Consider the following 19,453-nt stretch of genomic DNA (forward strand, 5'->3'; position numbering starts at 1 on the left):
AATAAAATGATTTTTTAAAAAATTATAGTATAATTAGCTAAATTTAAGAAAAGGAGTATTTATGGAACTTGGCAATATCCCAAAAATTGATCAGTTTAGAGATAACAAAGCAGTAGAGATGCAACAGGTAAAATCTACTTCTGATTCAACAAAAACAAGTGAGCAAAAAGAGTTAAAAGAGATCCAAAAACAAGGCATTGATAAGGCAAAAGAGAATCAAAATGTGCAAAAAGCACAAAATGATGTAACTTCAAGTAGTAAATATGAAGTTATGCTTTCAAATACAAATTTTGGATTTAACAATAGCTCTCAAGATTTCTTTGTTAGAGTTGAAAGAGGAAATTCTGAGAATCAATACCCAACAGAGGATATGATGAGGGTAAAAGCTCAAATGATGACTCTACAAAAAGCAGATACAGAATCTTAAAATTTTGGCTTAAAAAATATTTTTTAAGCCAAATCTACTTCAAAACTTATTATAATTTCCCCTTATTTTAAAAGGCTTATAAATGATTAAAAAAATTGATATAAACTCTTTAGTTTTCCAAAATGAACTTGAAAATACAAAAGAGTTTACAAAAGATGTATTAAAAAAATATGATTTAGTTTTCAATCCTGATGATGAAGTGAATTTATCTGTGCAAATGGGACTAGCTAGAAATATGCTTATTTATGGAAAAAGATATTGTCCTTGTTTTATGGTAGTAGAAAATGATGAAGAAAATAGATTGTGTCCTTGTGTACCAGCTTTGAGTAAAGAAATACCAGAAAATGGAAATTGTCACTGTGGAATTTATTGTACAAAAGAGAAATCTAAAGAGTTACTTTCAAGTATTGATACAAATGAGGCTATATCTACACATTTTAGAGGTTTGACAAAACAAGAGTGTGAAGAGCTACTAAATCAAGAGGAGGTAAGTTCGATTGAACTTGAGGCACTTTTAGAAGCAAGAGATATAGGTGCTGTAAATTTCTGTTTAGTTGATACAAGAGAGTGGATGGAGTGGGTAAATGTACGAATAAAAGGTGTTGATTTTTTAGTTCCTACAACTAGCTTTTATAACTCTTTAGAGCAGATAAATGATAAAAAAGATATTCCAATAATTTTATATTGTCATAGTGGAAGTAGAAGTGCTTATTGCCAAAAAATAATGCTAAATATGGGATTCTCAAAAGTTATAAATTTTGATTATGGGATTATTAGTTTTGGAGGAGAGACTTTAAGAGGTGAGCCAAAGTAGTTTTTGGCTCAAATTTTATTTTTTTACAGCTTTTGCATTTGGTAAATCTGTAATAGTTCCTTCAAAAATCTCTGCTGCCATACCAATTGATTCGTGAAGTGTTGGATGAGCATGAATTGTAAGAGCAATATCTTCGGCATCACAATCCATCTCAAGAGCAAGTGAGATCTCTCCTAGAAGTTCTCCAGCATTTTCTCCAACAATCGCTCCCCCTATTAGCTGCTTTGTATTTTTATCAAAGATTAGTTTTGTCATACCTGTAGATGCAACATCACTAGCCAAGGCTCTACCACTGGCATTCCAAGAAAATGAGCTTACTTCATAATCTATTCCAGCTTTTTTTGCATCTATTTCACTCATTCCTGCACTCGCAATTTCTGGGAAAGTATATGCAATAGATGGTATCTGTTTTGGTTCAAAATATACTTTATGACCAGCAATAACTTCAGCCGCAACATGTCCTTCATGTACTGCTTTGTGTGCAAGCATAGGTTGACCAATTATATCTCCAATAGCAAAAATATTAGGCACCTTTGTTCGTAGTTGATTATCAACTTTGATTAAACCACTCTCATCAACTTCAACATTTGTATTTTCAAGTCCAAGTTTATTTCCATTTGCACTTCTTCCAAGAGCAACTAAAACAGCATCATATAAAACACCATCTTTTGGAGCATTTTCCCCTTTGAACTCTACATAAATTCCATCTTGTTTTGGAATTATGCTTTGAGTTTGAGTTTTACTCATGATATTAAATCTATCTTTATTTGCTTTTGTATAGATATTTATAATATCTTTATCTGTTCCGGTCATAAGTTGTTCACCTCTTATAGCAACATCAACTTGGCTTCCAAGAGTTGAATAAACAGTTCCCATCTCAAGACCAATAATTCCTCCACCAAGAATTAAAAGTTTTTTAGGAACTTCCTTTACTTCAAGAGCATCTGTTGAATCCCAAATTCTTGGATCTTCATGAGGAATAAATGGCATTTTTGTACTTTGGCTTCCAGCTGCAATAATACAATTTTCAAAAATAACTTTTGTTTTTTCGCCATTTATAAGCTCTACTTCAACACTATTTTCATCTAAAAATTTTGCAACCCCTTGAATATGTTTTACTTTTCTCATTTTAGCCATTGCGTCTAAACCACCAGTTAGTTTTTTTACAACGCCACTTTTATACTCAGCTATTTTTTTTATATCTATTTTTGGGTTTTCATAAAATATACCAGCTTTTTCTATATGCTTTGCTTCTTCTACAACTTTTGCAACATGTAAAAGGGCTTTTGAAGGAATACATCCAACATTTAAGCAAACTCCACCTAAAGTTGAATATCTCTCTACAATTATAGTTTCAAGCCCTAAATCAGCACATCTAAAAGCAGCTGAATATCCACCAGGACCTGCACCAATAACTAAAACTTGAGTTTTTACTTCATTCATTTCTAAAACTCCTTACATGCTTAAAAGTCGTAAATCACTTAGGATTTGACTTAGAGTTGTTGTAAATCTAGCTCCATCTGCACCATCTATTACTTTATGGTCATATGAGAGACTTAAAGGTAAAATCAATCTTGGTTTAAAATCAGAACCATCATAAATAGGTTTTATAGATGATTTTGAAACTCCTAAAATTGCAACTTCTGGAGAGTTTATTATTGGCGTAAAGTATGTTCCACCAATTCCACCTAGACTTGAAATTGTAAAGCATCCACCACTCATATCTGCATTTGTTAATTTTCCATCTCTAGCTTTTTTAGATAGTTCTGATAACTCAATAGCTATATCTTTGAAACCTTTTTTATCAACATCTTTAATAACTGGAACAAGTAAACCATTTGGAGTATCAACGGCAACTCCAATATTGAAGTACTCTTTCATAATCAACTCTTGTCCATCAGCACTTAAACTTGAGTTAAATTTTGGATGAATTTTTAGAGCTTTTTCAACAGCTTTTATTATAAATACAAGAGGTGAAAGTTTGAAATCCTTTGCAATCTCATTTTGCTCTTTTCTAAACTTCTCAAGCTCTGTAATATCACACTCATCAAACTGTGTAACATGTGGAGAAGCGAGATAGTTTTTGTGTAAAAATGGACCAGATACTTTTTGTACACGACTCAGTTCTACTCTTTTTACTTTTCCAAATTGTGAGAAATCTATCTCTTTTATTTCAGGAAGATTAAATCCAAAACCAACTCCTGTTGCACTTGCTGGTTTATTTAGTTGCTCTTTTACATAGGCTTTTATATCTTCAACTGTAATTCGTCCTTTTTTTGCACTACCTTTTACAAAGCCTAAGTCAACTCCAAACTCTCTTGAAACTCTTCTTACACTAGGACTTGCATATACTTTTGTAGCCTTTTTAGATAAAACATTGCTCTCTTCTTGCTCTATACTTCTAGCTGCAACTTCTTGAATAGTTGGTATTGGACAAGATGCTTTTTCTACTATTTTTTCATCTTCTACTATTTTTGCTAAAGGAGTTGGAACTTTATCTTCAATAACAACCGTTTTTATAACTTTTGCTATTAAATCGCCACCATTTATTTTTTGACCTTTTTCTACAAAAATCTCTATAACTTCACCACCAAATGGAGCTGGTACATCCATAGATGCTTTTTCTGTTTCAAGAGTAATAATACTATAATCTTTTACAATAATATCTCCCACATGAATCATAACATCTATTAAATCAACGTCTTTATCCGCCCCTAAATCTGGAACTCTTACCTCTTCTAGTACAGATTTTATAGTTTGTTCTTTTACAAATTGTGTTGGTGATGTGATTTTAGACTCATCATCTTTTGGAGAAGCTATAGGCTCTTTTTCGTTTTCATTTGATGAACTTGGAACTTCATTTATAGATTCTTCTGTAGATTCAACCTTTACAATTAAATCTCCACTATTTACCTTATCTCCAACTTTTACTAAAATCTCAACAACTTTTCCTTTATAGGGAGTTGGAACATCCATAGAAGCTTTTTCAGTCTCAAGAGTTATTAATCCATCTTCAACTTCAACTATATCTCCAACTTTAACCATGATGTCTATTAAATCAACATCTTTATCAGCACCTAAATCAGGAATAAAAATATCTTTTATATTTGCCATTTTTTACTCCTTAAGCATGTAAAGGATTGATTCTATTTGCATCAATCTCATATTTTTTCATAGCTTCAATAGCCACTTTTTTATCTATTTTACCATTTCTTGCAAGTTCAGCTAAAGTTGTATAAATTATAAAGTTTGTATCAACTTCAAAGAATTTTCTTAAATTCTCTCTACTATCACTTCTTCCAAACCCATCTGTACCTAAAGCTTTAAAGCTTCCTTTTACATAAGGTCTTAATTGCTCTGAATAAGCTTTTATATAATCAGTTGCACTAATTACTATATTATCACTATTGCTACCTAAAACTTTTTCTATATAAGGAGTTTGAGGTTCTTTCTCTAGATTTAAAAGATTTGCTCTTTCTATTTCTTGAGCTTCACGTGTAAGTTCATTGTAAGAAGTAACTGAGTAAATATCAACTTTTATATTATATTCGCTAGATAAAATTTCTGCAGCTCTTATAGCCTCTTGAAAAATAGAACCTGAACCCAAAATTTTAACTTTGAAATCATTTTTTGCTTCAAAAGTTTTTACTTTGTAAATCCCTTTTATAATACCCTCTTCAGCACCATTTGGCATTGTTGGTTGAGCATAGTTTTCATTTAGAGTTGTAATATAGTAGAAAATATCTTCTTGTTTCTCTCCATACATTCTTTCCATACCATTTTGCACTATAACTGCAACTTCATATCCATAAGTTGGGTCATATGTTACACAATTTGGAATAGTGTTTGCTAAAATATGAGAGTGACCATCTTCGTGTTGTAAACCTTCTCCATTTAAAGTAGTTCTTCCAGATGTTCCACCTACAAGAAAACCTCTTGCTTTTTGATCTCCTGCTGCATAACATAGATCTCCCGTTCTTTGAAATCCAAACATAGAGTAGAATATATAAAATGGAATCATTGGATAATCATTTACAGAGTACGATGTAGCAGCTGCTATCCATGAACTCATAGCTCCTAGTTCATTAATCCCCTCTTGTAAAACTTGACCTTTTATATCCTCTTTATAAAAGGCTACTTGGTCTTTATCTTGTGGTATATATTTTTGTCCAACACTTGAGTAAATTCCATATTGTCTAAACATTCCCTCCATTCCAAAAGTTCTAGCTTCATCTGGAACTATTGGAACAATATTTTTTCCTAATTCTTTATCTTTTAAAAGTACATTTAAAACTCTTACAAATGCCATAGTTGTAGATATTTCTCTATCACCACTTCCAGCAGTGATACTTTCAAAATCACTTAAAGTTGGGATTTTTAATTTACTTGTAAATTTTTCTAGTCTTTGAGGAACAAATCCACCTAAGGCTTCTCTTCTCTCTTTTAAATATTTAATCTCTGGCGAATTTTCATCTGGTCTATAATATGAGTAGCTTTCTACCTCTTCATCACTTATTGGTAAATCAAATCTATCTCTAAAAGCTTTTAAGTGATTAACATCCACTTTTTTTACTTGGTGAGCTATATTCATACCCTCAGCAGCACTTCCCATTCCATAACCCTTTACAGTTTTTGCTAAAATAACTGTTGGTCTTCCTTTTGTTTCAACAGCTCTTTTAAATGCTGCATAAACTTTAACAGGGTCATGTCCACCACGATTAAGCTTCCAAATATCGTTGTCGCTTAAGTTTTCAACAAGTTTTGCAGTTTCAGGGAATTTATTAAAGAAATTCTCTCTTGTATATGCTCCACCTTTTTGTTTAAAGTTTTGATACTCACCATCAACTGTTTGTTCCATTAATTCAAGTAGTTTTCCAGAACTATCTTTTTCAAGTAAAGAGTCCCATAGTCCTCCCCAAATTACTTTTATAACTTCCCAACCAGCTCCTCTAAATCCACCTTCAAGCTCTTGAATAATTTTTCCATTTCCTCTTACTGGACCATCTAATCTTTGTAGGTTACAATTTATTACAAAGATAAGATTATCTAAGCCTTCTCTTGCAGCCATTCCAATGGCTCCTAAAGATTCTGGCTCATCTGTTTCTCCATCTCCCATAAAGCAATAAACTTTTTGTTCACTACAATCTTTTATTCCTCTATTTGTAAGGTATTTTAGAAATCTAGCTTGATATATTGCTTGTAAAGGTCCAAGTCCCATTGAAACAGTTGGAAACTGCCAATAACTAGGCATTAGTTTTGGGTGTGGATATGATGATAAACCTTTTGTAAATGCTTCTTGACGAAAATTATCCATCTGTTCTTCAGTAAATCTTCCCTCAAGAAAACTTCTAGAGTAAATACCTGGACTTATATGCCCTTGAAAAAATATTAAATCTCCACCATCTTTTTCGTTTGGTGCTCTAAAAAAGTGATTGAAACCAACATCATAAAGTGTTGCAGATGATTGAAACGATGCAATATGACCACCAAGCTCTAACTTTTTATTTGAAGCTCTTTGAACCATTATTTGAGCATTCCATCTAATAATTGATCTAATTTTTCTCTCTAGGTCCATATTTGCTGGTATTTTTGGTTCTTCATTTGTAGGAATAGTATTTATATAAGCAGTTGTAGCACTATAAGGTAAATGTGCACCACTTCTTCTTGATTTATCTATTAGTTTTTCTAGTAAAAAGTGAGCTCTCTCAACTCCTTCTTCTTCTATAACAGCTTCTAACGCTTCCATCCACTCTTTTGTCTCTAGTGGGTTAATATCTTCTAAATTAAGTTTAGGCATAAATCTCCTTTATAAAAGTTTTCTTAATTTTTAAAATTAATTTGCAATTTTAATATAAAATAAATTATAATCCACTTATATTAAAATATTTAGGATAAACACAGATGAAGTTTAACAATAAGTTTAGACTGATTATATCACAAAATTTAAGTTCAATTGAGAATTCAAATATAGATAAAGCACTATTCAAAAGTTTTTCAAAAAATTCTACACCAATATTAAGGCTTTATTCTTGGCAAGATAGTGTAACTTTAGGTGCTGGGCAAAATATTGATGATTACAAAAAGCTACAAAGAGATTACAAAAGTAATGTATCAAAAAGGCTAACAGGTGGTGGAATATTATTTCATGGGCATGATATCTCTTATACAATTTTAATAAACCCAAATGAGATAGAAAATCGTGATGTAAAAGAGACATATTTTTTACTTTGTCAATTTTTGATAAGGTTTTATGAAACTTTAGACTTAAATCCAAAATTTGCAAAGGATATAAAAGAGATAACTTTAAGTAAAAGCCCTTTTTGTCAAGTTGGCTTTGAAGCTTATGATATTATAATAGATGGAAAAAAAATTGGAGGAAATGCACAAAAAAGAGCAAAGAGTTGTATTTTGCAGCACGGTTCAATTCCTCTTTTTAGTAAAAATAGTAGTGAATTTTTTGGAAGCAGTTTGGAAGATTTTTCCAAAAAACTAAGTTTTGAAGAGGCAAAAAATATTTTGATAAAAGCTTTTGAAGAGGTTTTTAATGTAGAGTTTTTTGAAGATAAATTAAATAATGAAGAGATAAAAATATATAATGAATTATGTAAGGATTAGATAATGACACAAAATATTAATGTAAATATAAAAAGTGAAGTAGCATATAAAAAACCAGAGTGGTTAAGAAAGAAACTAAATCCATCTGCTCAAATTGAGATGGAGAATCTTTTAAAAGGAGTTGGTGGGCTACATACAATTTGCCAAGAGGCTAAATGTCCAAATATTAGTGAGTGTTTTTCAAATAAAAATGCTACTTTTTTAATATTAGGAAATATATGTACAAGAAGATGTACATATTGTAATGTAACAACAGGTATGCCAAATATGGTTGATGAAAGCGAGATAAAAAAGGTTACAACTTCTGTTTTATCTTTGGGTCTAAAATTTGTGGTAATTACAAGCCCAGCAAGAGATGATTTAAAAGATGGAGGAGCAGAGCAGTTTTATAAAGTGACAAGAGATATTATAGAAAAATCTCCAGAGACAAAAGTTGAGATATTAATCCCTGATTTTAAAGGTAGTGAAGATAGTTTAAAAAGAGTTATAGAGTCAGGTGCAACAATAATAGGACATAATATAGAAACAGTTCCTAGTTTATATCGTATTAGAAGAAATGGAACTTATGGAAGAAGTTTAGAAGTTTTAAGAAAGTTAAAAGAGCTAGGTGGAGAAAAAGTAAAAACAAAAAGTGCTTTGATGGTAGGTTTGGGAGAAACAGAAGATGAAATGATAGCTGTTTTTCAAGATCTATTAACTGTTGGTTGTAAGTTTTTAAGCATTGGACAATATTTAGCTCCTAGTGGAGATTTTGAAAAAGTTGTAGAGTTTGTAAAACCAGAGCAATTTGAGAAATATGAAAAAATAGCTTATTCTATGGGATTTGAATTTGTAAAAGCAAGTCCATATGCAAGAAGTTCTTATATGGCTCATCACTACTTAAATATGGCAAGTGCTTTATAAAATAGAGATTTATTAAAATCTTTATTTATATATTTGACATATTAGTTTAAAATATAATATTGTATTGATTTTATTATGTTAAAGTTATATATTCTATAGAAATTGTTATTTTTTTATCTTAAAACTCTCTTCAAGAGTTTTTAGTTCATCTGCATTTTGTTGAGCCTTTTTTACTGCTTCTTCAAAAGCAAAACCTTTCATTACTATTTCATAAAGTCTTGGTTTATCTTTTCTCCAATTTCTTAAAGTTACAGGAGTTACACCTATATATCCAGCCATATCTCTTTGAGTCATTTTTTAGCCTTTTTAAATAAAATTTAACTTATACAGCTTTATTACTCAACAGATTAAATATTAACCATAAGAGTAGTAAAATTAGTTAATGTTTAACTATCTTTAAAAAAATAAGATAAAATATTTTTTCTTAAACTAATAAAAAGAGAAAAATATTATCTTTATTTACAAGGAACATAATGAAAACATTTTTATTTATTATTTTTATAAGCCTCTTTGGCATCTTTCTTTTATTTGAAATAAACCAGATTGATTTTTTATCAATAAATAGCCATAAGGATAATATTTATAAAATAATTATTGGATCTATTTACATATTTATAACATATTTATTTTTATTAATATTATTATCAAAATTTGTGAATAAAAAGTTATTTTTACTAACAGTTCTATTTTTTATACAGGCAATAAATACTTTTGTAACAATATTATTAGTTGAAATAAATTCTAACTCAGATATTCTAAGTGAATTTATATCTTTTTCTGTTTTAATGTTAATTATTTATATATTGTTTGAACGTAATAAAGATATTAAATCAAATAAGATAGTTTATCTTATGATATTTATACTATATTTTATTTTTGTAACATACTATATAAAATATCAAATCGAAATAATATTTTTAATATATGTATATATTTTGTCTTACTATTTAGTAAATAAATTAAACTATATGAAAGAGATAAAAACAACAAATATCAAACTTGAAATAATGAGTTCAATAGATTATTTGACACAGGTAAATAATAGAAAATCAATAGATTATTTTTTACAAGAGAATGAGAAAATATTTAAGCAATGTAGTAATGAATTTTCAATAATTTTAATAGATATAGATAATTTTAAAGAGATAAACGATACTTACGGTCATCTAATTGGAGATAAGGTTCTTATAAAAATTGCAGAAGTTTTAAAAAAATATGTAAGAGATACAGATATTGTAGGTAGATTTGGTGGTGAAGAGTTTATAATAATTTGTAGTAATACAAAGCAAGAAGGGGTTAAAAAACTAGCAGAAAATTTGAGAAAAATATTATTAAAACAAGATTTTGAGATATTAAGACAAGTGACAGCTAGTTTTGGAATAGCAAGTTATAAAGATACAGATAATATAGATGAGTTGATTAAAAGAGCAGATAGAGCTTTGTATCTAGCTAAATCAAAAGGTAAAAATAGAGTAGAGCAAATATTATAAAAGTCTATTTTTCTAAGATAAAGGATTTAAAAAAGATAGTATAAATTACTAAAACTTTAAATAACCAATATCTAACACAAAATATAATACAATCTCGCCTTAAAAAATTTAAAATACCCAAAAAGAGAAATAAAGATGATAGAGCTAATAAATATACAAAAATCATATCCAACACAAACTTTATATCAAGATTTAAATCTAAGGTTAAATAAAGGTGACAAAGTAGGATTAGTTGGAAGAAATGGAACAGGAAAATCAACACTTTTTAAGTTAATCTTAGAAGAAGAACAACCAGATAGTGGAGAGATAGCAAAGCCAAAAAATTATAAAATAGGAGCTTTGAAACAGTACTTTGATTTCAAAGAGAAAACTCTTTTAGAAGAGACAGCAACAGCTCTAAGTGAAGATGATAAGTATAATATTTATAAAGCAGAAAAGATTCTTTTTGGACTTGGATTTAGTGAAGAAGATTTTCAAAAAGAGCCAAAAAGTTTTTCAGGTGGTTATCAAATACGAATAAATTTGGCAAAACTACTTTTAACAGAACCAAATATGCTTTTACTCGATGAGCCTACAAACTATCTGGATATTTTATCTATTAGATGGTTAAGAGAGTTTCTAAAAAGTTTTGATGGTGAGGTTATTTTAATAACTCATGATAGAGATTTTATGAATAGTGTTTGTACACATACTATGGGAATTATAAGAAAAGATGCCTTTATAATTGCTGGTGGAACTCAAAAATTCTTTGAACAACTAAGTGCAAATGAAGAGCATTATGAAAAGCAAAAAATTGCTCAAGAGAAGAAGATAAAAGACCTTGAAGAGTTTATTGCAAAAAATAAGGCTAGAGCAGCCACTGCAACTTTGGCTCAATCAAAGGTGAAAATACTTGAAAAAATGGATATTCTAGAAGATATTGAGTATGAAAGAGATCTGAAATTTGATTTTAACTATAAAGATACAAGTGCAAAATTTTTGCTAGAAGTTAAAGATGTGAGTTTTGGATATGATAAAAACAGTATACTTTTTAAAGATATAACTTTTGCACTTAGTCGTGGTGAAACTTTGGGAATTATTGGAAAAAATGGAAAAGGTAAATCTACACTTTTAAATGTCCTAGCAGGTGAGTTAAAAGCTCTTAGTGGAAGTGTTGATTTTCATCCAAGCACTGTTTTTGGACATTTTGGGCAAACAAATATAAATCATTTAAATATGAATAATACAATTATGGATGAAATTCACTCTGTAAATGTAAAACTACCTGAATCAGTTATAAGAAATATATGTGGAATTATGATGTTTAGCGGAGATAATGCAAAGAAAAAAATCTCGCTTTTAAGTGGAGGAGAAAAAAGTAGAGTAATGCTAGGAAAAATTATTGCACAAGATGTAAATCTTCTTTTCCTTGATGAGCCTACAAACCACCTTGACATTGAGTCTATAGAAGCTCTTACAAATGCTATAAAAGAGTTTGAAGGTTCAAGTATTATTGTAACTCATAGTGAAGAGTTGCTTCGAGCTGTTTGTGATAGATTGATAGTTTTTACAAATGATGGAGCTGATTATTTTAATGGAACTTATGATGAGTTTTTAGAAAAAATAGGTTGGGGTGATGATATAGATGAAACAAAACCTTCTAAAACTTCAAATAAAGATGAAAAAAAAGATAAACCAAAGATAAATAAAAAAGAGAGCAAAAAATTAAGAGCAGAGTTAGTTGCTAAGAAGAGTCAAGATTTAAAACCTTTAAAAGCTGAACTTGAAATTTTAGAAGAAAAAGCAAAAACTCTAATGGGACTTGATAAAACAAAAGTAGAAAATGAGATTTTGGAAATTATGCAAAAAATTGAGAGTATAAATATTGAATTTGAACAAAAAATGAGTGAATTTTAATTTAAAAACTAGCAATAAACAGATTGTAAAAATTTTTTTATTTTTCTATACTTTCAATAATTAAAATAGAAAGTATAGAAGATGGCTACAAAAATATCAAAAGTTTTATATATAAAAGTTGGAAATGTAACTGTTACAAAACTTACAGATCAAAAGAGAGAAGAGCTTGTTTCTGGCATTAAAAAATATCCAGTAGGAAAAGCATATTTAACAAAAAATGGATTTAGTGATGATTTTCAAGCAGATTTACTTCATCATGGAGGAGAAAATAAAGCTCTATTTTTATTTTCTTGTTTAACTTACAAAAAAATAAGTTCTTATTTTGAAAATAGTTTTGATATGACAAATATGGCATATTTTGGTGAAAACATAATACTTGATGAAATTTGTGAAAAAGATATATGTATTGGCGATATATTAAAAATTGGTGAAGCAAAAATAGAAATTACACAACCTAGACAACCTTGTTGGAAATTGAGTGCAAATACAGATAAAAAAAATATGACGAAATTTATATTTGAAAGTGGTTATACAGGATTTTATGCAAAAGTTTTGAAAGAGGGGCAAATTTTACAAAATGATGAGGTTATTTTGGAAAATAGGAGAAATCCAAAATTAACTATTGAAAAATTAAATCAACTAATAGTTAATCCACTGATTGATGAAGAATTAACTATAAATGCTTTAAATTGTGAAGATTTAGGTTTAGCTTTTAAAAATTCTTTACAAAAAAGATATGAATTAGGGGATAAAGATGATCAATTTACCTTTTATCATACATAAAAAGGATTGAATATGAGAAGAGCAGAGTTTGATATAAAAGATGAAAATAGTATAAAAGAAGTATTAGAAAGTTGTGAATATGGAACATTGAGTTTAATAAATGGTGAAAAGCCATATTGTGTAGCTCTAAATTTTGTATATTTTAAAGGCTCTATCTATTTTCATGGAAGTAGTGAGGGTAAAAAAATAGATACAATAAAAGCAAACTCAAATGGTGCTTTTTTAGTTGTAAATCCATATTCGATTATTCCGTCACATTTCTTTGATACAGTTGCAGCTTGTCCTGCAACACAATTTTTTGCTTCTGTTCTTATTGAAGGAACTTTGAATTTTATAGAAAATAGTGATGAAAAAGCAAAAGTTTTAAGTGCTTTAATGGAGAAATTGCAAAAAGATGGTGGATATGAAGAGATCTCTTATAATAAGCCTATGTACACAAAAATGATTGATAAAGTGACAGTAATTGAGTTAAAACCAGAAAATATATCTTGTAAAATTAAAGTAGGACAAAATTTGAATGATGAAAAAAGAGATAAACTTTTTGAAAAGCTAGGAAATAGGGCTTCAAGAGTTGATATAAAAACTATAAAAGAGATGAGAATTTATAATAATTAATTTTAACTAGAGTTTTAAACTCTAGTTAAAAATTATTTGAAAATATCAGAAGTTTGGCTTTCATACCAAGCATAAGCATATTTTGCTTCAAGTATTCTAATATGACCATCTGGGTCTTGCTCAGGACTAACTCCACCAGCTCCATCAACATTTTGTATTTTGTCATCAAGTGCATTATAAACAGCAGCAATTGATATACCGTAGTTTGGATTTAATAAACTATAGCAAGTATTTGCTAGTTTTGGAGGATTTAAAGGTTCTTGTTGTTTTAATATTCTTGCTATTTGAAGTGCTACAACTTTTCCTTGAGTACTTGCGCTAAATGCAGATTTTGGCATTGGCGCCGCATTTGAAGCATCTCCAATAACATGAACATTTTTAACTAGTTTAGACTCAAAAGTTTTTGGATGAATATCACACCAATCTTTTCCATTAGCAACTAATCCTGAATCAAATGCTAATTGAGAAGCTTTTTGATTTGGAATATAGTTTAAAACATCTGCTTCTATCTCCTCATCTTCAGTTACAATTACTTTTTTAACTGGATCAACACTTATAACTTTTCCACCAAATTGTGCTGCTCTCCAGTCGATTAAATCACCATAAAGCTCTTTCCAACCATTTGAAAATAGCGCTTGTTTTGAGAACTTGTCTTTTTGGTCAAGAACTATTATTTTTGAATTTGGTTTGTTATTTTTTATATAGTGAGCCACAAGAGAAATTCTCTCATAAGGTCCAGGAGGGCATCTAAATGGATCAGCAGGTGCAACCATTACAAAAGTTCCACCATCTTTCATATTTTCTAGTTGTTTTTGAAGAATTGTAGTTTGCTCTCCAGCTTTTACAGCATGTGGTGCATATTTTTCATTCTCTTTTGTGTAACCTTTTTCATATTTAAAATCAATTCCAGGGCTTACAACAGCTCTTGTATAAGAGATTTTTTCTCCATTTTCTAAAATTACATTAGAATTAGCTCCATCAACTTTTGTAACTTTTGCATAAACTACTTTGATATTGTATTTTTTTGCTAAAGTATTTAAATCATGTTTTATAAAATCTATTTTCTCCATACCAGCTATTACAGCATTTGAAAATGGACAAGTGTAATACTCTTTGTTTTGCTCAACCAAAACAATTTCAACATCTGAATCAAATTTTCTTAAATATCTAGCAGTTGCAGCTCCACCAAAACCACCACCAACAATTACAACTCTTTTTTTGTTTGCAGGAATTGTTGATAAACCACTAGCTAAACTATTACAAGCAGTAAAAGATAAAGCTGTAGCTCCTAAAACTAATTTTCCAAAATCTCTTCTATTTATCATCGTTTATCCTTTCTTCTTATTTAACTTTTGAAAAGTAGTAAGATAGTTGCTCAAGCTCTTCATCAGTAAAACCTTTTGTGTGCTTTTGCATCATATGAGTATCAACTCTTTTTCCTGTTTTATACTCAAGTAAGGTTTGATACATATAGTTTTTATCAAGTCCCGCTATTTTTGGAATTGAAGTAGTTGATTTTCCATCTGTTCCATGACAGTTTGCACAAGAAAGTGATAACATCTCTCCTCTTATAGGGTCATAGTCTACAGCAAATGACAAACTTGCTAAAGCAAGTAAAAATGCTAGTTTTTTCATTTAATCTTCTCCTTTTTTATAACAAATACAAATGAATGATAATTTAATAAACTTAATAAAAATTTAAAATATTAAATTTAATAACTCTTGTAACATAAAAAAAAATTATGTGTAGATTATGCACATTTTTATAGAAGAAATAAAATATAAAAAATTACAAATTGTAATATTTTGTGTGGCTTTAAAAAAAAGAGGGTAAAATTAACCTTATGTTTATTCATATTGATTTAGATTGCTATTTTGTATCAGCACATAGAACTCTGGATAAGAGCTTAATAGGTATTCCAGTTGCAGTTGGAGGAAAAAGTAATGTAGATATTTTTTCAAATACAAGAGTAAAAAGAAAAATGGCAACAAATCGTGCTAGTTTTTCAAGTAAAATCCTAGATAATGAAGATGAAAAAAATGGAATAGATTATTTTATTGATGAAAATAGTAGAGTAAGAGGAATTATAACAACAGCATCTTATGAAGCAAGAGCCTTTGGAATAAAAACAGCTATGAGTGTAAATGAAGCTTTACAACTTTGTCCAAATTTAAAGATGATAGCACCAAAATATAGTCTGTATGATGAGTTATCTTCTAAACTAAAAAAGCTATTGGAAGTTGAAATTCCTCTTGTTGAACAATTTTCTATTGATGAATTTTTTGGTGATTTAAGTGGTTATATCTCTGAAAATGAGGCTAAAGAGTTTGCTATTAAGCTAAAAAATAAGATATTTAATGAGTTACAACTTCCTTGCTCTATTGGTTTAGCAAATACAAAATATCTATCAAAACTTATGACAAATGAAGCAAAACCAAATGGAGTTAAACTATTAAAAAAAGAGGATATAGAAGAGTTTACAAAAGATATTTTGATTGAAAACTTTACAGGTATTGGAAAAGCTTTTTGTGAAAAGTTATCTGGCTACAACATAAAAACTTTGGGTGATATTAGAAAAAATAAAGATTTATTCTACTCTTTTGGAAAAATTGGAGTTGATACTTATAATAGAGTTTGTGGAATAAAAGATAATAAATTAACAATAAATAAAGAGAGAAAAAGTCTAGGAATTGGTAGAAGTTTTGATGTGGTTTTTAGTAGAGAAGAGATTAAAAGAAGAGTTATGATTTTAAGTAGATATTTAAGTTTTATTGTAAAAAAAGAGGAATATAATCCTCTATCTTTTCAAATTCAAATTAGATATGAGTACAATATAAAATCAAAAGCTCAAGAAAATAGCAATAAAATTTTTAATGAATTTGATTTCAAAAACTCCATGATAAAACTATTTTTAAGTGCTGATAAACATAGAAATTATGGAGTTGTACAGTTATATATAACAGTTTTTAACTTTGCAAAGAAAGGTGAACATACCTTTAATCTCTTTGAATATGAAGATGATTTAAAAAAAGATAAACTAGGAGAAAATATACAAATTTTAAGAGAAAAATTTGGTGTTGATATATTAAAAAATGCTTCTGAACTAAGTTAAAATATCACAATTTGTAATATTTTAACATTTCTTAAATAGATTTAGTTATAATTCGAGAATTTAAAAAAATGGGTATCATAAAATGGGTTTTGAAATAAATGAAAAACAGTTAAGAATTCGTTATATACGAGTTGTAGAGAAGTTTCTGACAAGAACAATATCTTTATTGAAATTAGAAAATTTTGATAAAGAACTGTTTCTAAAAAGAACACTTAAAAACTATGAAGATATGTGCAAAACTCCAAAAGTTGAACTATATTCAGATTACTACTCCTTGTTAAATAACTTTATTGAAAAAACTCTTATTTCTATAAAAAACCCTAGTGAAACTTTTGAAGATGAAAGAGGGATGCTTTTAAAAGAGGCAAACCTACTTCAAAAAGAGAAAAATAAAAACTCATACAAAAAAGATAAACATAAAAAAGATAAGTATAACGATGGAAATTAGCGAAAAAAACTTTAATCTCAGTGGAGTTTTAAAGAAGGTTTTATATAAAAATGATGAAACAAAATATACTATTGCTGTTTTAGAAAATAACCAAAAAATTTGTGGAGTATATTTTGATGCAGATATTGAAAAACTTCTTGGTGAAGAGATAATATTAACTGGAAACTGGATAACTCATAGTAAATATGGTGTTCAATTTGAGTTTAATACTTTACAAGTAAAAGAGCATGAACTATTCTTTTTTCTTACAAAAATAATTAAAGGCTTTACAAAAAAATCAGCAACAGAGATTTTGGAAAAATATGGGGAAGAGGGTTTAATAAAGATTTTAGATGAAAACCCAAATGAGCTTTTAAGTGTAAAAGGTATAAAGGAGAAGAAATTAAAATCTATTTTAAACTCTTGGCACTCTTTCAAGCATCTTAGAGAGTTAGGTGCTTTTTTGGGGAAATTTGGAGTTACTTCAAATCTAATTACAAAAATATATTCAACTTTTAGTGAAGTTGAAAATTTAATTGAAAAGATAAAACAAAACCCCTATATTTTGATAAATATAAAAGGAATAGGATTTAAAAGAGCAGATGAGATAGCAAAAGCTTTGGGGATAGAACCTAAATCACCTTTTAGGATAAAAGCTTGTTTAAATTATACTTTAAGAGAGTATTGCGACAACAACGGTAACTCTTCAATAGATAAATTTCATCTTTTTAAACTATTAGATGATAGTTTGAGGTTTTCAAAAGAAGAGTTACTTTATGAAAATATTTTAGTTGAAATGTTGGCAAAAGAGGAGATATATTCTACAAGCAAAAATCGTATTGCTCTTTCAATGTTATACCATTGTGAAAAAAAGATATTAGATTTTTTTAATATAAGAAAAGATATTAAAAATAAAAAAATCATAGAAAATTTTGATGAATATTTAGAAAAAAAACAGAAAACTTTAGGCTTTACTTTAAGTAGTGAGCAACAAAAAGCGGTTGAGTTAATAAATTTTGGAGAAAAAACCCTATTTTTAATAGGATATGCAGGAACAGGAAAATCAACTTCAAGTAGGGCTATTTTAGAGCTTTTAGAAGAGATTGTTAGTTATGATGATATTATAACTATTGCTTTAAGTGGAATTGCTAGTCAAAGAATAAGTGATACAACTGGTTATAACTCAAGTACAATTCAAAGTTTATTGGTAAAACATAAAGATAAAGATTTTTTCCCATATAAAGTTATTTTATTAGATGAAGCTTCAATGGTAAACTCTATTACTTTTTTCCAAATAATAAGTAAAATAAGTGATGATACAATTTTTATAATTGTTGGAGATGATGGACAACTTCCAGCTATTGGAGCTGGAAATATATTAGCAGATAGTATAAAATTTGACCTAGCTCCTATTTGTAAACTAACAAAAATCTATAGACAAAATGAGAATCAAGCAATAGCAGTAATTGCAAACGATATAAGAAAAGGTGAATTACCAAATTACAAAGAAGAGTATGATGATTTCAAGTTTGTAGATGTCTCAATAGGAAACTACTACTCTATGAAAAATTCATTAAGTCAAAATGAGTTTTCAGATATGAGAGGTGAAAATAGTGACTATATTTTAAATAATATTTTAAATATTGCAAGTAATTATATACAAAATTACTATGATTTTATAAAAGATAAAAATATAGGAAAAGCTCTTACTCTTTTTCAAGTTATTACTCCAATGAAAGGTGGAGTTTTAGGAGTTGAGAATTTAAATATAGAACTTCAAAGATTGTTTAATCATACAAAAAATAGAAGTCTAAAGATAAAAGATATTGAGTATAAACTTACAGATAAAGTAATTCATATAAAAAATGAGAATATGAAAGCACAAACTATGAGTATGTATAAATCAAACTCTAGTGAATTTATGGAAAGAAGAGTTTATAATGGGCAGTTAGGCTTGATAATAAAATTGGATTTTGATGATAAAAAATGTGTCGTTTTATATCCAAATGATGATATGGTAGTATTTTATGACTTTGATAATATTCATCATCTTTTAAATTTAGCATACTGTCTAACAATTCATAAAACACAAGGAATGGAGTATGAGAATGCCCTAATTCCTATGAGTTTCTCACACTATATAATGCACAACACAAAACTACTCTACACAGCAATAACAAGAGCAAAAAATATGTGTTTTATTGTTGGAGAAGAAGAGGCTTTTAAAAGTGCTTGTAAAAAAATAGAGGTAACAATAAGAGAGAGTGTTATTAATGATCTTTTGAGCAATAAAGATAAAAAAACTGAAACAAATAGTTTATCTATAAGTGTTTAAATAACATAAAAGCAATATTTTTGTATCATAATCTC

The 19,453-nt window shown here is 28.5% G+C and carries 17 protein-coding genes; 11 read left to right on the top strand and 6 right to left on the bottom strand.

The features are described 5' to 3' along the window. Window positions 1–61 precede the first annotated feature (61 nt). Window positions 62–427, top strand: a complete 366-nt coding sequence (locus tag ATR_RS03940; protein WP_115428181.1) for a hypothetical protein — start codon at window positions 62–64, stop codon at window positions 425–427. Window positions 428–509: 82 nt separating this feature from the next. Further along, window positions 510–1,241, top strand: a complete 732-nt coding sequence (locus tag ATR_RS03945) for a ferredoxin-thioredoxin reductase catalytic domain-containing protein (protein WP_115428182.1) — start codon at window positions 510–512, stop codon at window positions 1,239–1,241. Window positions 1,242–1,256: 15 nt separating this feature from the next. Here the strand turns inward: ATR_RS03945 and lpdA are convergent, their stop codons facing one another. From lpdA to aceE, 3 genes are read right to left on the bottom strand one after another with little or no spacing between them, the layout of a single operon-like run. Continuing rightward, on the bottom strand, window positions 1,257–2,684 hold the full coding sequence (gene lpdA / locus ATR_RS03950; protein ID WP_115428183.1) for a dihydrolipoyl dehydrogenase: 1,428 nt from the start codon (window positions 2,682–2,684) through the stop codon (window positions 1,257–1,259). Window positions 2,685–2,696: 12 nt separating this feature from the next. Beyond that, complete coding sequence (locus ATR_RS03955) at window positions 2,697–4,355, bottom strand: dihydrolipoyllysine-residue acetyltransferase (RefSeq protein WP_115428184.1); 1,659 nt, start codon at window positions 4,353–4,355, stop codon at window positions 2,697–2,699. Between the two features lie 10 nt (window positions 4,356–4,365). Further along, window positions 4,366–7,038 carry a pyruvate dehydrogenase (acetyl-transferring), homodimeric type gene (gene aceE / locus ATR_RS03960; RefSeq protein ID WP_115428185.1) on the bottom strand — a complete coding sequence of 891 codons (2,673 nt, stop codon included), beginning with the start codon at window positions 7,036–7,038 and terminating at the stop codon, window positions 4,366–4,368. Between the two features lie 104 nt (window positions 7,039–7,142). Here aceE and ATR_RS03965 point away from each other — a divergent pair, with 104 nt between their 5' ends. Together ATR_RS03965 and lipA are read left to right on the top strand one after the other, a co-directional pair. Continuing rightward, window positions 7,143–7,856, top strand: a complete 714-nt coding sequence (locus ATR_RS03965) for a lipoate--protein ligase family protein (protein WP_115428186.1) — start codon at window positions 7,143–7,145, stop codon at window positions 7,854–7,856. Window positions 7,857–7,859: 3 nt separating this feature from the next. Continuing rightward, complete coding sequence (lipA, locus tag ATR_RS03970; RefSeq protein ID WP_179948461.1) at window positions 7,860–8,759, top strand: lipoyl synthase; 900 nt, start codon at window positions 7,860–7,862, stop codon at window positions 8,757–8,759. Between the two features lie 105 nt (window positions 8,760–8,864). Here lipA and ATR_RS03975 read toward each other — a convergent pair whose 3' ends face one another. Continuing rightward, window positions 8,865–9,053 (bottom strand): helix-turn-helix domain-containing protein, encoded by a 189-nt coding sequence (locus tag ATR_RS03975; RefSeq protein ID WP_115428187.1) that lies wholly within the window; start codon window positions 9,051–9,053, stop codon window positions 8,865–8,867. Between the two features lie 359 nt (window positions 9,054–9,412). Between ATR_RS03975 and ATR_RS03980 the strand changes: the two genes are divergently transcribed. From ATR_RS03980 to ATR_RS03995, 4 genes are all read left to right on the top strand, one after another. Beyond that, a complete protein-coding gene (locus tag ATR_RS03980; protein ID WP_164966718.1) occupies window positions 9,413–10,249 on the top strand; it encodes a GGDEF domain-containing protein in 837 nt (278 codons plus the stop codon). A 135-nt stretch (window positions 10,250–10,384) separates the two neighbouring features. Continuing rightward, window positions 10,385–12,145 (top strand): ABC-F family ATP-binding cassette domain-containing protein, encoded by a 1,761-nt coding sequence (locus tag ATR_RS03985; RefSeq protein WP_115428189.1) that lies wholly within the window; start codon window positions 10,385–10,387, stop codon window positions 12,143–12,145. Between the two features lie 81 nt (window positions 12,146–12,226). Then, the gene (locus ATR_RS03990) at window positions 12,227–12,928 is read left to right on the top strand and encodes an MOSC domain-containing protein (RefSeq protein ID WP_115428190.1); all 702 of its coding nucleotides are present in this window, start codon (window positions 12,227–12,229) and stop codon (window positions 12,926–12,928) included. A gap of 12 nt (window positions 12,929–12,940) precedes the next feature. After that, window positions 12,941–13,543: a pyridoxamine 5'-phosphate oxidase family protein gene (locus ATR_RS03995; RefSeq protein WP_115428191.1), complete on the top strand. Its 603-nt coding sequence runs from the start codon at window positions 12,941–12,943 to the stop codon at window positions 13,541–13,543. 32 nt (window positions 13,544–13,575) lie between these two features. Here ATR_RS03995 and ATR_RS04000 read toward each other — a convergent pair whose 3' ends face one another. Then, the gene (locus tag ATR_RS04000) at window positions 13,576–14,868 is read right to left on the bottom strand and encodes an NAD(P)/FAD-dependent oxidoreductase (RefSeq protein WP_115428192.1); all 1,293 of its coding nucleotides are present in this window, start codon (window positions 14,866–14,868) and stop codon (window positions 13,576–13,578) included. Window positions 14,869–14,884: 16 nt separating this feature from the next. Beyond that, window positions 14,885–15,178 carry a c-type cytochrome gene (locus ATR_RS04005; protein WP_115428193.1) on the bottom strand — a complete coding sequence of 98 codons (294 nt, stop codon included), beginning with the start codon at window positions 15,176–15,178 and terminating at the stop codon, window positions 14,885–14,887. A 209-nt stretch (window positions 15,179–15,387) separates the two neighbouring features. Between ATR_RS04005 and ATR_RS04010 the strand changes: the two genes are divergently transcribed. The 3 genes from ATR_RS04010 to ATR_RS04020 all read left to right on the top strand — a co-directional run bounded on the left by ATR_RS04010 (window position 15,388) and on the right by ATR_RS04020 (window position 19,418). Then, window positions 15,388–16,656, top strand: coding sequence for a Y-family DNA polymerase (locus ATR_RS04010; protein WP_115428194.1), 1,269 nt, complete (start codon window positions 15,388–15,390; stop codon window positions 16,654–16,656). 82 nt (window positions 16,657–16,738) lie between these two features. Beyond that, a complete protein-coding gene (locus tag ATR_RS04015) occupies window positions 16,739–17,104 on the top strand; it encodes a hypothetical protein (protein WP_115428195.1) in 366 nt (121 codons plus the stop codon). Further along, window positions 17,094–19,418 (top strand): AAA family ATPase, encoded by a 2,325-nt coding sequence (locus tag ATR_RS04020; protein WP_115428196.1) that lies wholly within the window; start codon window positions 17,094–17,096, stop codon window positions 19,416–19,418. The genes ATR_RS04015 and ATR_RS04020 overlap by 11 nt, the downstream gene beginning before the upstream one ends. Window positions 19,419–19,453 lie beyond the last annotated feature (35 nt).

The organism is Aliarcobacter trophiarum LMG 25534 (genome assembly GCF_003355515.1).
In the GTDB taxonomy this organism is placed as follows: Bacteria; Campylobacterota; Campylobacteria; order Campylobacterales; family Arcobacteraceae; genus Aliarcobacter; species Aliarcobacter trophiarum.

Excerpts from the sequence above, each read along its gene's own strand:
- ATR_RS03940 (WP_115428181.1), top strand. The coding sequence starts at position 62 with ATGGAACTTGGCAATATCCCAAAAATTGATCAGTTTAGAGATAACAAA.
- ATR_RS03945 (WP_115428182.1), top strand. The coding sequence starts at position 510 with ATGATTAAAAAAATTGATATAAACTCTTTAGTTTTCCAAAATGAACTT.
- lpdA (WP_115428183.1), bottom strand. The coding sequence starts at position 2,684 with ATGAATGAAGTAAAAACTCAAGTTTTAGTTATTGGTGCAGGTCCTGGT.
- ATR_RS03955 (WP_115428184.1), bottom strand. The coding sequence starts at position 4,355 with ATGGCAAATATAAAAGATATTTTTATTCCTGATTTAGGTGCTGATAAA.
- aceE (WP_115428185.1), bottom strand. The coding sequence starts at position 7,038 with ATGCCTAAACTTAATTTAGAAGATATTAACCCACTAGAGACAAAAGAG.
- ATR_RS03965 (WP_115428186.1), top strand. The coding sequence starts at position 7,143 with ATGAAGTTTAACAATAAGTTTAGACTGATTATATCACAAAATTTAAGT.
- lipA (WP_179948461.1), top strand. The coding sequence starts at position 7,860 with ATGACACAAAATATTAATGTAAATATAAAAAGTGAAGTAGCATATAAA.
- ATR_RS03975 (WP_115428187.1), bottom strand. The coding sequence starts at position 9,053 with ATGACTCAAAGAGATATGGCTGGATATATAGGTGTAACTCCTGTAACT.
- ATR_RS03985 (WP_115428189.1), top strand. The coding sequence starts at position 10,385 with ATGATAGAGCTAATAAATATACAAAAATCATATCCAACACAAACTTTA.
- ATR_RS03990 (WP_115428190.1), top strand. The coding sequence starts at position 12,227 with ATGGCTACAAAAATATCAAAAGTTTTATATATAAAAGTTGGAAATGTA.
- ATR_RS03995 (WP_115428191.1), top strand. The coding sequence starts at position 12,941 with ATGAGAAGAGCAGAGTTTGATATAAAAGATGAAAATAGTATAAAAGAA.
- ATR_RS04000 (WP_115428192.1), bottom strand. The coding sequence starts at position 14,868 with ATGATAAATAGAAGAGATTTTGGAAAATTAGTTTTAGGAGCTACAGCT.
- ATR_RS04005 (WP_115428193.1), bottom strand. The coding sequence starts at position 15,178 with ATGAAAAAACTAGCATTTTTACTTGCTTTAGCAAGTTTGTCATTTGCT.
- ATR_RS04010 (WP_115428194.1), top strand. The coding sequence starts at position 15,388 with ATGTTTATTCATATTGATTTAGATTGCTATTTTGTATCAGCACATAGA.
- ATR_RS04015 (WP_115428195.1), top strand. The coding sequence starts at position 16,739 with ATGGGTTTTGAAATAAATGAAAAACAGTTAAGAATTCGTTATATACGA.
- ATR_RS04020 (WP_115428196.1), top strand. The coding sequence starts at position 17,094 with ATGGAAATTAGCGAAAAAAACTTTAATCTCAGTGGAGTTTTAAAGAAG.